This is a genomic window from Pseudomonas sp. xss_2 (assembly GCF_043104195.1).
Lineage (GTDB): Bacteria > Pseudomonadota > Gammaproteobacteria > Pseudomonadales > Pseudomonadaceae > Aquipseudomonas > Aquipseudomonas urmiensis.
The window spans coordinates 49,863-63,963 of sequence record NZ_JBICKL010000064.1 but is presented as its reverse complement, the minus strand read 5'-3'; the positions used below and the strand labels follow the sequence as shown (position 1 = coordinate 63,963).

Sequence of the window (14,101 nt, the reverse complement as noted above, 5' to 3'; positions counted from 1 at the left end):
CTTTGTGCAAACCACAGTTAAAATATTATGGATGGCCGATTTTTCGCATGCCTTTCAACCAAGATTATGGAGGTCGGTAACTGTGATTTTTAAATCATTCGCATGTTTATCGGCGAAACCACCGACAGCGCAATATCATCAAGCATATGTCTGGCTGGCTGAAAGAGAACCGTAATATCGTGGCACGCCAGACAAATTCGCGAAAAGCTACGCCGCTATGCTCTCACTAGCTTGTTCTATGCGGTGCTTGCGACATCTATTTCGTACAGAGCCTGGTGTCAGGATTCCAACCTGAGCCAAGCCTCGTGCTTACAGAGAAAGTATCTGAAAATCTGAAATCAGCGCAGGTGAGAGTTTAAGTTGTCAACAATCCCCGGATTCAGAGATAACCGTCACTACAATAACGAGCCTTGTTAACATGAATGCGTGCCACCCGCGCCATCATTCAGCCATCTAGATTATAATCCTCCCCTAAAGCAGCGCTCAACGATAGGTCATTCAAGGAGGATTCTGATGGTTGTGCTCCCACCAGTGGTTTACGAGCAACGCTGCTCTGTAGGAAAGATCCGGCATCAGCTACAGCCAGCTATCACGACCCGAGTCATCAATGAGACCTTGGTGAACGTGTCGCCCCGCATCAGAGAACGCTTGTGGCTGCTTGAGTGTGGTAGCCGCGTCCTACTCACCAACCGGCCCAATGTGACTTTGCCCGACGGAGTGGATGGGATCATTCATCTGCGAGAGGACAAAGTCGTCTGGAGGACTCATCGCCTCCTTATCGATCTCAAAGCCCGAGTCCTCGAATCTGGGTGGGCCGATGTAGCCAGCGATGCGGCGGGGAGCTGGCAAAATCAACTATCATATCGAGCGGAACAACGTGACGCCAATGGGCAAGTCCCAACAGGACAGGAGGGATTGCGACCGCCCCAGTTAGGCGCTCTCTTTGCCATCGGGGCTCACTGGAGCCTCAATACACAGCCTGCAACGATTGTGATGCCCACCGGCACCGGAAAGACTGAAACGATGCTGGCTACGCTGACGGCGTACGGCCATTCGCCCACACTTGTGGTCGTTCCTTGGGATCTTCTACGCCAACAGACTGCGAACAAGTTTCAGAGTCTGGGACTGCTGCGCGCTCTGGGGGTGCTGCCAAACGAAGTGGAAAATCCAGTAGTCGGGCTGATCACATCCAAACCCAAGACGCTGGCAGATTTGGACATCTTCACCCAATGCAATGTGGTGGTTTCCACCATTAGTTCACTGGCATTCGAAGCTAGTAGCCCGCTCGCTGCTGAGATGGCTCAACGGTGCAAATCACTGATACTGGATGAAGCCCATCATGTCCCCGCCAAAACCTGGAGCGGGCTAAGATCAGCGTTTCACTCGCTGCCCATTTTGCAGTTTACTGCGACGCCTTTTCGCAGAGACGGTGAACTCGTCGACGGGAAAGTGATTTTCAACTACTCACTTGCCGCCGCGCAGCGTGACGGATATTTCAAGCCAATACATTTCGAGCCTGTTCACCAGCCGAGTGGTGGCACCCAAGCCGACCAAGCGATCGCCGTGACAGCCCTGGCTACGCTACGACGTGACTTGAACGCGGGGCTTAATCACCTGCTCTTAGCCCGATGCAGCAGTATTGTCCGTGCAACCTACGTAGAACGTCTTTACCGACACCTCGCGCCTGAGTTTCAGCCAATCCTGATTCATTCAAAGGTCAACGACACTGAAGCTAGGCTGGCCGATCTGCGCTCAGGGGTGTCCCGGGTCGTGATCTGCGTCGACATGCTGGGCGAAGGGTTTGATCTGCCCGAGCTGAAAGTGGCTGCGCTCCATGACAGTCATCGGAGTTTGGCTATCACGCTCCAGTTTATCGGGCGGTTCACCCGCGTGGCAGGAAGGAACATCGGCGAGGCGACGGTGGTGGCCAACATTGGCGACCAAGATGTCGCCCACTCACTGGAGCGCCTATATAGCGAAGACGCCGACTGGAATCAGGTACTGAGCGAGCTGAGTTCCAATGCTGTCCGGGAGCACAGGGAGTTGATTGAGTTCCTGCAGGCGTCCGAACGTCTGGATGAGGAAGGCGACTCGAAAATTTCTCTATCGCCTCAATTACTCCGCCCAGTTTTCAGCACTGCCGCTTACAGGGCTCAACAGTTTTTTCCCGAGCGGTTCCACCACGGGCTTTCCCCACAACTTCACATTGAAGGGGTCTGGCTCAACCGAGAAATGCGTACGCTTTACTTCGTCACCCGCGCCGAAGGCAGGGTTCGCTGGACTAATACCAAAGGCGTTCTCGACCGTGAGTGGACACTCTTCGTCCTCCACCACAATCCGGAGCTTGAACTGCTATTCCTGTCTTCAACTGATCATAGTTCTTTGTTCCCAGAGCTAGCGGAAGAAGTCACTGGGCAAGCAGACCTAATCCATGGCGAACAGATGTTTCGGATACTCGGCCATATAAACCGCTTGGTGTTTCAGAACATGGGCGTCAAGAAACACGGTCGGCGTAATTTGAGCTACGCCATGTACACAGGCGCCGACGTTGCGGTAGCACTCGGTGTAGCCGAGCGTAGCGGCTCCGTTAAGAACAATGTCAGTGGTACCGGTTGGGAAAATGGAGAGCGCGTTTCTGTTGGCTGCTCGTACAAAGGGAGGGTCTGGTCGAGAGAGCAAGGCTCCATACCGGAGTTCGTTCACTGGTGCGCTGCGGCTGGCGCCAAACTTCTCGATGACAGTATCGTTGTCGATGACATCATTGCAAACGTCCTCATTCCTAAGGAAGTGACAGCGTTTCCAAGCGACAGGAATGTGCTTGCTGTCGAGTGGCCGGCTGAAATCATGAGTATTGCGGAAGACAGGGTCGTGCTCACCACGCGGGCGTTTCCAAACGGCCTTCCTATCACGTTCGTCGATCTGAAATACCTTGATGTGCGAGATAACAGCATGAGGTTTGCCCTGAACTGTGACGAGGCCGGCCAGTTCGCAGATTTCACCTTAACGGTAGGCGAAGAGACCGGCTTCGTCGTCGCACAGACAAGCGGTGAGGCAGTCGAACTTACCATAGGGAAAGCGTCAGGGGCGCTCAGCCAATATCTGAGTTCATACCCACCGCTGGTACGGTTCGTCGACCTGAGTGAGCTGGACGGCAACATGCTTATCGAGCCTAAAGACCCTAGGCATCTTGAAATCGGAGAAGAGCGCTTCGAGGCTTGGGACTGGGCAGGGGTCGACATCACAAAAGAATCCTACTGGAAAGACGGCATTGCACGTGCTGACTCTGTTCAGTGGAAAGCCGCCCAGCACTTCATCCAGGGTGATTTTGAGATCGTTTTCGACGACGACGGAGCCGGTGAGGCCGCGGATCTTGTCTGTCTCAAGGAGGAAGATAATCGTATACGACTTGCGCTGATCCACTGCAAATATGCCGGAGGAGACACCCCAGGCGAACGCGTGAAAGATGTCGTGGAGGTCTGCTCCCAAGCGGTCAGGTCGGCCAAATGGAAATGGCGCTTTTCTGAACTCGGTAAGCACATGCAAAGACGTGAGGATCGGCTGCGCTCCCTGCACCGTCCAACGCGCTACCTTGCTGGAAATGGGGTGAGGCTCAATGACTTGATCAAGACAGCACGCTTCAAACCCATTGAAGCCGAAATTCTGATTGTTCAGCCGGGTCTATCTGCTGGTAATCGTACTGCTGATCAAAACCTCGTGCTGGCCGCCGCTGTGGCATATCTCAAGGAAACGATTGGGTGTGATATGGACATCGTTTGCAGTGGGTAGGCCGCGGTGGTGGTACCCAAGGTATCCCTCACATCAAGATAGTGCCAGGTTTTAGCAAATAGGTTCCCTTGAACACTGGAACCTATTTAACTGCGAACCACTAGTGGCGCTCAACGAAACTCAGATGACCGAGCATTCTCTTGATCTCGGCCGGATTTGCGTCAGCCGGGCAATTGTCGAGGAAGCGCGAAAACTCCGCAACCATTGCCGAATCAAATGAATCCCAACCGGCATATTTATAGTCAAACCTACTCAAATTGCACAGCGCATATGTAGCTTTTCCTTTGCCGTTATTGAGAACCCTGTAAATACGCCTTCCATCCACCACAGCAATCTCAATATGATCCTCATAAATATCAAAATGAGGATGAATGATTTTATAGCGCCCAACACCCCGCGGATAAGAGACTGACCTCACCCCAACTAAAATATCGTGATCATCTTTAGGATTATTGCACTCCTTACAAGCGATCGCGAGATTCTCAGGATGAAATAGAAACTCAGGATAAATAGACTTGGCTAGTATATGCTCGATATCCCATGTATAACCATGCTCTTCTTTTTTCTCAATCTTGCAATATGCACACCGATAGCCTTGCTGTATCAAGTAGTGATCACGAATGTACTTCCGAACTGCCAAAATTGGCCCAGCAGTGCCATTCCAGAGATCATGATCAACTTTGTCATATGCATCAACAAAGTCTTTGATAGCGCCTTCATAATTCACCTTGATCATGTTAACCAGCCATAACTTTTACTTGATCAAGAAGATGAAGCACTGGATCCGATTCATCTAGACGGTCTCTCACATATTCCAACTCCCTAAGCTTTGACCTATCCAACCTTGAAAGAGGCTGCCCCTTATTAACTTTGGACAGGATAACGAGAAGAGTCCTGATGAGATATTCGTTTTTATAGCCGGGCTCATGAAAAACTTCGCTCAGCTGATAGTCAGCTGATTTTTTTGCATAATCCTCTGGGCGCAAAAGATTACTGGTTTCTAAATCTGCGACGAACCCATTCTCCGATGTCAAGCCCGCAACTAGTTGAGGAGAGTGTGTCGCAATAATGAAATGACACCCTCGATAGTTTGAAAACGCCCCCTGAAGGATCCCAATAAACTCAGACTGCCATTTTGGATGCAAACTTATCTCTGGCTCATCTATACAAATCAGTGAGCCATCCTTGATCAAAGAGGACATTCCCAAGAACATTAAAAACATACATTGCTGGCCTGAGCTAGCATGATCCAGCAGCACTCTATCTTTTGTTTTCTTGTCATAGAGATGTATTCGGAAAACCTTGAGAAGCCCGCACTCAATTAGCACAGGCAAAATATGCATGTACTCGCCCACACCATCTTGACCCCACATACCTGTATCGAAATCGTACCTAACTGTCGAAGCTCGACTTGTTTTGAATCCATTAGAAAAAAACGAAATCGCTGGCAAAATTTCCTTTTCAAAATCGTATTTAAAGCCACTCTCTGTACGACGAATTGCATCCTCCAAGTACGCTCGCGAGTTTCCGTTTCTTTGTGGCAAAAGCGCTGAATTGATTCTCAGCTCTAGAATAACGCGCGGAAGGAATCCAATGTAATCTAAAATATAGTCAAACCTAACAGACCGATCCCTTTCGATTTCAAATCTTGAAATCAAATTAGCTATCGATTTTGATATCACTGAGCCAGGTGATGATCGAAAGCCTGAGAGGCCAAGATAATGATATCCCTTCAGCTCACGCTCTTTAATAAAATATGGATTCGGCTTTGGGAACCGGTCAAACCTGCTATTCGAAACAGCAATCACTTGTGATGGCTGCGAAACAGACCTAGGCGACTCGACCACTTCATGAGCTGAGTTTTCTCGTCTATCTGAAAAAATATATGCGTTTGCGATTTTACTCAACGCCCTGGTCTTACCTACCGCATTTCGACCAACCAATAAGGTGTATACATTGTGATAATTATATGTTTCAGAGCTAATCTGAACAAATTCTCTACCGACATTAACTGCCTCAACCTGGAACTTCATACTACATCCCTATAAATCAATATGCTCCTGCGAGCAGAACGATCACAATTTGCTTAATTTAGTGCTGGGCTATGGGGACAGCTCGTCAGCGGAATTTATGGTTAGCGCGCCATCGATGTCAACATGACATCACCGCTTGATCATCGGCCCCTTGGATAGCGCCCAAGATTCCTCTCCTCGGCGCGCGAGGTATCTGCTCGAAACCAGGCGCAATGCAGAGCCGGCCAGGACTTTGATCGGTGAGAAGCGACCGTCAGGCCAGCCGAGCGCTAACGTGGATTCACGCGCGGTTTGTGACCACGGTTGGGCAACCATTCGACTGAGGGTGATCGCGCCGTAAAGCTGAGTCCAACGAAAGAGCTGGATATCGCGATGAGACCCATCCCAAATGCGTAAGCGTCCAGTGAACACTCCTTCCAAACTCCTGCATTAAGGGCGGTGGTGTCCGCCTATTTAAAGTGGACGCGATCCTCCTTATCGCAAGGAGTGCCATGGGCCAACGAAGCTCTTACCCCATATCTTTCAAGGCCCAGGTCGTGCCGGAATGCCTACAACCAGGCGCCACTGTCAGCCCTCAAGTCCCTGTAAACAATTAAACGGCGTTGCGACGCTGCTGCCATAGCAAGACGGCGGATAGCGAGCACTGCTGAGCAATCTGGCCGGCAGCCATCAGGTCAAAATCAAAAAAATCTGCGGACACAGCAAAAACTCTTACAATCCAAGGCCGGATTTCCTACAGATTTCCCCCACCGACGCCCAAGAGATAACTCCGTGAGTGACTCAGACAGCTCATCCGCGCCACTGGTTGACGTAGTGAAGCTTGCCGCATCCCTACAGCGGTTCGCAGATGATCGCGACTGGCAGCAGTTCCACTCCCCCAAGAATCTCATCCTTGCTCTCACTGGCGAGGTAGGCGAGCTGTGCGAGATTTTCCAATGGATGAGCGATGCCGATTCGATCTCAGCTGCAACAGATCCCGAAATCGGCCAAGCCGTCAAGGATGAACTGGCGGACGTACTGATGTACCTGGTTCGCCTGAGCAGCGTACTCGGCGTTGATCTCAACGAAGCGGTGACACGGAAACTCGCCTCGAACGGCCAGAAGTACCCCGTAGATAAAGCCAAAAGCAACAGCAAAAAGTACGACCGACTCTGACCAACGCGCATCTAAGGACAACCCGTGATCGTTTACGCTGCGACCAAACAGCAATTTCTCAAAGACAACGATAACGATGACATTGAGGAGGTGATCCTCAGGCATTACAAGGAAGCTACCGGCAAGAACGTTGGCACCTCGGAAATCAGGTCGTGGCAAGGATCCCTGACGTACATGGCCAAGGTCCTTAGAGACGAGGGCCTGCCGAGCGATGCAGGCCTGGCCATTGAATTGCACATTCCGCAGTCGTCGAAGCGAATCGACTTTCTACTCACCGGTCGCGACGAAAACCAGGCAAAAAAGGCCGTACTGATCGAGCTGAAGCAATGGAGTAAGGCCAACGCCACAACCAAGGATGCCATCGTCAAAACGGCATTGGGTGGTGGCCTCATTGAGACCATTCACCCGTCCTATCAGGTGTGGTCATATGCAGCGCTGTTGGAAGGCTTCAACGAGGCGGTGTATGACAAAAGCATCGAAATCCGTCCGTGTGCCTACCTCCATAACTACGTCAGCGACGGCGTCATAGATTCTGCTCACTACGAGCCCCACATCAGCAAGGCTCCGCTGTTTCTGAAAGGCCCGGAAGAGCTCAGTAAACTCAGAAGCTTTCTGAAAAAGCATATAAGTCATGGCGACAACAAAGAGATTCTTTACGAGCTGTCCGAAGGAAAAATTCGCCCCTCCAAGGCACTAGCCGAAGCGCTCGGGGGGTTGATGAAAGGCAAACCCGAGTTCGTATTGATTGACGATCAGAAAGCAATTTTTGAGTCGGCGCTGGCGGCGGCAAGCGAGGCCTCGGACCAAGCCCCCAAGGTGATGATCATCGAAGGTGGACCGGGCACCGGGAAAACTGTTCTGGCTATCAATCTGCTGGTGAAGCTCACCGAATTGAAGCTGATGAGCAAATACGTCTCCAAGAATGCTGCCCCACGCAAGGTCTACGAAAGCAAACTGGTTGGCACCATCAAGCGCAGCCATTTCTCGAATTTCTTTTCAGGGTCTGGGGCATTCATCGACACTGAGCCCAACACATTCGATGCGCTTATCGTGGACGAAGCTCACCGGCTGAATGAGAAAAGCGGGCTTTACGGAAACCTTGGGGAGAACCAAATCAAAGAGCTGATTGACTCAGCGAAATGCTCAATTTTCTTCATTGATGAAGACCAGCGTGTAACCTTAAGCGATATCGGCAGCAAGCAGGCGATACGCGCCTTTGCAAAAGCCAAGGGTGCTGTGGTTGAAGAACACGTGCTGTCTTCGCAGTTTCGCTGCAGTGGTTCTGACGGTTACCTGGCATGGCTGGATGACACGCTAGGCATTCGCTCGACGGCAAATCCGATGCTTGAGGCTCAAGAGTACGAGTTTAAGGTGTTCGACTCACCTCAGGCGATGCATGAAGCAATCAACGAGAAAAACCACGGAAACAAAGCTCGTGTGGTCGCGGGCTATTGTTGGCCTTGGTTGAGCAAGAAAGACCCCACCGCTGCTGATATCGTCATTGGTGACTACAAACGCCAATGGAACCTGGATCAGGATGGCAGCCTATGGATCATCGCTGAGAACTCCATCGAGCAGGTTGGCTGCATTCATACCTGCCAAGGTTTGGAAGTCGACTACATCGGGGTGATCATCGGGCCAGACCTAGTCGTACGTGACGGTAAGGTAGTGACATCCCCGGATGAGCGCGACAAGCACGATAAATCGATTCGCGGCTGGAAAAAAATGATGAAAGAGCAACCTACCCTCGCGAAGAATGAAACAGACCTGATCATCAAGAATACATACCGAACCCTGATGACACGCGGAATGAAGGGTTGCTACCTGTACTGCACCGACAAAGAGACTGCGCAATACTTCGAGAGTCGGCTTAGCCAACACAGCAATCATTGACGGTATCGTTTGCTAGGAGCCCCTGTACCTGCGAGCGCAGGGGCAACAATCAACAGCTCGACCATTGGCTTGATAGATTCAGCCCCGATTAGTTTTGGAGGGCGGAGCTCAAAAAGCACCGTCCATCGGAATCCAGACCACGCAGCGTTCCAACTGGTATTCCAAGCAAGTTGACCAAACAATTATTTACTAGCCAAAACAGATAGATACCGACTTGTTTCAGATTACCCCGGCCACCAAATGATCAAAAAAAGATGTCCGCGGACGTCTTTTTTTTTGCTTGCGATCCAGTAAATACGCGGCCTCCAGCGCTTTTGCGGTCTTTTGAGAGTTTTTTGAGTTCCAGCCATCGGATATCCCACCCAAGCGGTATTCAAGGCCATCTGGTGCTAATCATTGGAATACCAATCAGTGCCTGAGGGACCTTTCCAAGGTACCTCGACAAGCACGACATAGACTGTCGCCACCACTGTCATCCTGACTGCACTTGGTAATCATTAGGTGCAGCCATGCCAATCGCTCCCCCGCCCTTTACCCTCGTCTGCCAGAACTGCTCCTGGAAGAAGACCTTCCTCCCAGCTAGTGACGTGCTGTTGCTGAACCATGACTGGTTCACCCACTGCCCCTCCTGCGATACCCCTTCGCCTCACCGTCGCACGGCTACCCCCAAAGAAGTGCTCAAGACACGGCTGGAACTATTCCTGACTGACCACCGCTAAATTTTCGCCCGCGCGACACGGGTTGTCGTGCAGGCTTGGACAATGACCCACATCCTCTAGAGGGCCCCACGATGAAAAACCTGCTCGCCACCATCGGACTCTTCGTGGTGCTGACCAAGGGCTACGAGTTCTACCGCGAATACAGCGAGATGAAGCGCGAGCGCGAAAGACAGCGACCCGCCGCAGGCTGAAAGAAGGCTATCTCCCTGAACAACTGATGGCACAAAGCCATTCAATTGGGTAGGATTCCTGCCAACTTGACGCCAATCTGCTGGCGCTCAGTAGAGACATAGAACCAGGTAGTTACCATGTCCCAAGCGAAGGATACGCTGCTCAGGCTGTTCGCCTTGCTACGCCTGATCCCCACCGAACCTCAGCGTATTGCAACCCCGACCCTGCTCGAAAAGCTTCGTGACAGAGGCTTCTCGGTCACCCTGCGCTCGATCCAGCGTGACTTGAACCGCTTGTCGATACCGTTCTCCCTGCAGTGCGATGACAGCGAAACTCCCTTCCGCTGGAGCTTCACCCGCGAGGCACCACTCAAGCTGGAAGACATGGACGCGCCCACGGCACTGGCGCTGTTCCTGTCGGAAAGCCACTTAAGCCCGATCCTGCCGCAAAGCGTTCTGGACCAACTGGGCCCGCAGTTCCGCCGGGCCCGTAACTTCCTCAATGGCCTGGGTGGCAACGGCCTGGCCGACTGGGCAAAGCGGGTTCGCTCACTGCCCAACGGCAAAACCCTGCTCCCAGCGCAAGTCAGCGCACATACCTGGGCCCAAGTATCGGCCGCCCTCCTGGAGCGCAAACAGCTGGAAGTGGCCTACCGCAGCCGCAGCAAGGGTGAACTCAAGCGTTTTCGCCTGCACCCGGCTGGCCTGGTATCGCGCCATGCGGTGAGCTACCTGCTGGCTTCTGTGGATGGCTACAGCGACCTGCGCCAATTCGCCCTGCACCGGATCACCGAAGCGGCATTGCTCGAAGAGGCCGGACACGAACATGAAAGCTTCGACGTGGATGCCTACATCGCCAGCGGCGTTTTCAGCTTTCGAGAGGCCGAGGCCCAAGTCGAGCTGATCGCCGATGTTCGCCCGCAGATCGCTGCCCTGCTCAACGAAACGCCGTTGAGCCAGCAGCAGACTTTGAGCGACGTTTCCGAGCAGGGCTGGCACCGCCTGCACGCCACCGTGCCGCTAGACCGCGAAACGCTGTGGTGGATCTTCGCACTGAATGAAAACATTCGCCTGCATGCGCCCCAGGTATGGGTGGACGAAGTATGCGAGCGACTGAATTCAATGCAGGCGCTGTACCAGAACACTCACGCAACCCAGCAACTGCAACCCGCCTGACCTTCAACGATCAAAAGGATATTGCCATGCCACTTCCCCTCATCCTCGGCGCTGCTGCGCTGGTAAGTGCGGCCTACGGCGCCAAGAAAGGCTACGACGGCTACCAGAAACACTCGGAAGCCGATGACATCGTCAACGCTGCCAAAGCGCGTTATGCCGACAAAAAGGAAGCGTTCGACGTACAGGAAAAAGCCACTAACGCGGCACTTGAGATGCTGGGCCGGGAAGAACTCGAGATTGGCAAGAAGTTCGACGAATTCAAGACCCTCGCCAACGATTTGCTGGACAAGCTTAACGCAGACCGCCAGGACAAGCTGAAGATCAGTATTCCGAAGCACAAGCTGCAAAGCATCGAGAGCTACAGCTACACCGCTGTTGGCGTGCTGGGTGCCACCGCAGGAGCAGGCATCGCTGGCGCTGCGGCCGGGTTTGCCGTATATGGCGGTGTCATGGCGCTGGGCGCGGCCTCCACTGGCACTGCCATCTCCTCGCTGGCCGGGGTGGCCGCGACCAACGCAACGCTGGCGGCAATCGGCGGCGGCTCGCTCGCCACAGGCGGCTTGGGCATGGCTGGTGGTACCGCCATCCTGGGCGCGGCCGTGGCAGGTCCGGTACTGGCTATCGCCGGCTGGGCCTATGACAGCCATGGCGATGAAGCGCTGAAGAACGCCCACAAGGCTGAACGCGAAGTGGACAGTGCGATCACCAAGCTGCAGAAAGCCCAGCAGCAGTTGAGCAAGGCAGAAGACTATGCATTCGACATCAATGACGTCTTGAAGTCGGTGTACGGACAGTTCGACAAATACTTCGAACACCTCAAGTACGCAGCCCGCCGTATCGAAGACATCCGCTCCCGTAAGCTAGACCCGCACGCTGAAATGGCCAGCATGAGCGAAAACATCCTGCGCGCAATCAACAACGGTTTTGCTCTGGCCGCCATCCTGGTCGACCTGATCACTACCCCTCTGTTCAAGGTCAAGGAAGTGAACGGCAATGTGGTCAAGGACAAGAATGACGTCCCAGTCATGGCTACCGATGCCGATGGCTCGATGATCCTCAACAGCTCCAAGCTGGACGAGCAGATCAGCGAAACCAAGACCAAGGCGCAAGGCGTCGAGCCCGCCTGATGCCCTATGCGGGGCCGAAAGGCCCTGCCTTAGCTTCGCCCTTCTCTCATTCGTCATGGATGCCTTTATGCACGCCGCAGCGCAAGACTTCCCTTGGGCCGAAGAGCTCGAAAGAACCGTAATTACCAGCCTGACCACCAGCTTCGGCCTGGACTTCCTGCTGTTCAAGGACAAACTCGGCGGCGAAGTGGACACCATCAACAACGTGCGCAACGGCGTATGGGCGACCGACGCAGAAAAGCAGCGTTTCGAGCAGCGTGGAGAGTACGACTCCACGCCCTACCACCAACATGCGAATTACATCGCCACTGGCCAGAAAGACAAGGCTAGCCAGGCAGCTGGCACTCTGAAGGACCCTTACCGCAACAAGGTGATGGCTGCCCATGAGCAGCGCAACCTGGACCACGTGATCAGCGCCAAGGAAATCCATGACGATGCCGGGCGGGAGCTGGCCGGGCTAAGTGGTGTGAAATTGGCCAACCAGAGCAGCAACCTGCAGACCACTCACGAGACGGTCAACAAGTCGAAGAAGCAGACGCCGATCAACGAGTATCTGGACAAGCTGCCGGGCCTGATCTCCAACCATGAGAAGTCGCTGGCGGGCGACCGCGCGCGGCTGACGAAAATGCCGCGCGAAACGCCTCAGCAGCAACATGAAGCCCGCGCGCTGGAAGACAAGATCCGCAAGACCGAAAACAAGATCGACGAGCTCAAGGCCGTGGACCCTGAAGGTATGCGCAAGCGTGATGCCGAGGCTCGGGCTCCTTACGATCAGCAGATCAACAAGGCCTATTACACTAGCAGCAAATTCCTCCACCAGACTGCCCATGCCGCCGGCTCGGCAGGCCTGGCCATGGGTACCCGGCAGATGCTTGGATTAGTGATGGCGGAGGTATGGTTTGAACTGCGCGAGCAACTGCCGGCCCTGCTGGACAAGCTCAAGCACAAGTTCAGCCTGGAGGCCTTCGTCGACAGCATCAGCAAGTCGCTCAAGGGCATCTGGACGCGGGTGCAGACGCGTTTCAACGACTTCCTCGTGGCGTTCAAGGATGGCGTGTTTGCCGGTGTGCTCGGGAGCCTAACCACCACCGTGTTCAACATCTTCGCCACCACCCAGACAATGGCGATCAAGATCATCCGAGAGCTGTGGGGCCAACTGGTCAAAGCCATCAAGCTGATGGTGTTCAACCCAGACCAACTAAGCTTTGTGGAGCAGTGCCAGGCGGTGACCTCGTTGCTGTCGGTGGGTGTTGCCACGGTGGTGGGCACCATGGCCTACACCCAGCTGGTGCCGTTCCTCAGCTTCCCGTTCGGCACCGAACTGGCCGCATTTGCCGGTGCGCTGGTGACGGGCCTGGTGACCCTTGGGCTGAACTACTTCCTGCTGCACAGCGCGATGGCACGCAAGCTCTGGGCCTTCATCGAATCGCTGACACCGCACGCCGACACGGTGCTTGAGTTCCAGGCAATCAACGCGGAGTTGGACCGCTACCTGCTGGAGCTGAGCCGGTTGGAGTTCAATCTGGACGTGGAGGAGTTACAGGCCTTTACCCAGGAGCTTGAGGCATGCAATGACGAGATCCAGCGTAGTGCGATACTGCAACAGGCTGTGGTCGCTCGCGGGATCGAGTTGCCGTTCGAGATGGGTAATGCGGCCAGCACGCGCAACTGGCTGGCTTCGCTGGTATGACACTACCAGTGTTTCCCTGCACACAGTGCGGGCTGTGCTGCCGCAATGTGCATCTGGCGGAACAAACGCAGTATCTGGATCGGGGGGATGGAGCTTGCCGGCATTACAGTGATGCCGACAAGCACTGCCTGATCTACGAGACCCGGCCGGATATCTGCCGGGTCGACCGGCAGTATCATATGCACTATGCGCAGCGGTTCAGCTGGGAGGCGTTCGTAGAGGTAAATGTGGAAGTCTGCAAGCTACTGCAGCGCCAGGCGCAGAAGTGAGCTAAGCCACCACATTCACAAAAGCACTGCGCCCCTTGTGGAAGCAATTTATTTTTGTGGGAACCGGCATTACCCTCAATTGG

Annotated in this window: 10 protein-coding genes and 1 pseudogene; 9 read left to right on the top strand and 2 right to left on the bottom strand. The window is 53.8% G+C overall.

Going from position 1 to position 14,101, the window contains the following annotated elements; translation table 11 throughout:
- Nucleotides 1–110: 110 nt before the first annotated feature.
- Nucleotides 111–295, top strand: a pseudogene (locus tag ACF8K2_RS16185) (hypothetical protein); the annotation flags it as partial.
- Nucleotides 296–513: 218 nt separating this feature from the next.
- Nucleotides 514–3,786 carry a DEAD/DEAH box helicase gene (locus ACF8K2_RS16180; protein WP_392465976.1) on the top strand — a complete coding sequence of 1,091 codons (3,273 nt, stop codon included), beginning with the start codon at nucleotides 514–516 and terminating at the stop codon, nucleotides 3,784–3,786.
- Between the two features lie 100 nt (nucleotides 3,787–3,886).
- Here the strand turns inward: ACF8K2_RS16180 and ACF8K2_RS16175 are convergent, their stop codons facing one another.
- Nucleotides 3,887–4,522, bottom strand: coding sequence for an HNH endonuclease (locus ACF8K2_RS16175; RefSeq protein WP_392465974.1), 636 nt, complete (start codon nucleotides 4,520–4,522; stop codon nucleotides 3,887–3,889).
- Between the two features lies 1 nt (nucleotide 4,523).
- A complete protein-coding gene (locus ACF8K2_RS16170) occupies nucleotides 4,524–5,819 on the bottom strand; it encodes an AAA family ATPase (protein WP_392465972.1) in 1,296 nt (431 codons plus the stop codon).
- Between the two features lie 771 nt (nucleotides 5,820–6,590).
- On the opposite strand from ACF8K2_RS16170, the gene ACF8K2_RS16165 reads away from it, so the two are divergent.
- The 7 genes from ACF8K2_RS16165 to ACF8K2_RS16135 all read left to right on the top strand — a co-directional run bounded on the left by ACF8K2_RS16165 (nucleotide 6,591) and on the right by ACF8K2_RS16135 (nucleotide 14,018).
- A complete protein-coding gene (locus tag ACF8K2_RS16165) occupies nucleotides 6,591–6,974 on the top strand; it encodes a nucleotide pyrophosphohydrolase (RefSeq protein ID WP_392465971.1) in 384 nt (127 codons plus the stop codon).
- 24 nt (nucleotides 6,975–6,998) lie between these two features.
- Nucleotides 6,999–8,867, top strand: coding sequence for a DNA/RNA helicase domain-containing protein (locus ACF8K2_RS16160; RefSeq protein WP_392465969.1), 1,869 nt, complete (start codon nucleotides 6,999–7,001; stop codon nucleotides 8,865–8,867).
- A 509-nt stretch (nucleotides 8,868–9,376) separates the two neighbouring features.
- Nucleotides 9,377–9,586 (top strand): hypothetical protein, encoded by a 210-nt coding sequence (locus tag ACF8K2_RS16155; protein WP_392465967.1) that lies wholly within the window; start codon nucleotides 9,377–9,379, stop codon nucleotides 9,584–9,586.
- A gap of 308 nt (nucleotides 9,587–9,894) precedes the next feature.
- Nucleotides 9,895–10,932: a helix-turn-helix transcriptional regulator gene (locus ACF8K2_RS16150; RefSeq protein WP_392465964.1), complete on the top strand. Its 1,038-nt coding sequence runs from the start codon at nucleotides 9,895–9,897 to the stop codon at nucleotides 10,930–10,932.
- Between the two features lie 26 nt (nucleotides 10,933–10,958).
- Nucleotides 10,959–12,059 carry a hypothetical protein gene (locus ACF8K2_RS16145; protein WP_392465961.1) on the top strand — a complete coding sequence of 367 codons (1,101 nt, stop codon included), beginning with the start codon at nucleotides 10,959–10,961 and terminating at the stop codon, nucleotides 12,057–12,059.
- Between the two features lie 67 nt (nucleotides 12,060–12,126).
- Nucleotides 12,127–13,749 (top strand): hypothetical protein, encoded by a 1,623-nt coding sequence (locus ACF8K2_RS16140; RefSeq protein WP_392465959.1) that lies wholly within the window; start codon nucleotides 12,127–12,129, stop codon nucleotides 13,747–13,749.
- The gene (locus ACF8K2_RS16135; RefSeq protein WP_225915623.1) at nucleotides 13,746–14,018 is read left to right on the top strand and encodes a YkgJ family cysteine cluster protein; all 273 of its coding nucleotides are present in this window, start codon (nucleotides 13,746–13,748) and stop codon (nucleotides 14,016–14,018) included. Before ACF8K2_RS16140 ends, ACF8K2_RS16135 begins: the two co-directional genes overlap by 4 nt.
- Nucleotides 14,019–14,101: the final 83 nt, after the last annotated feature.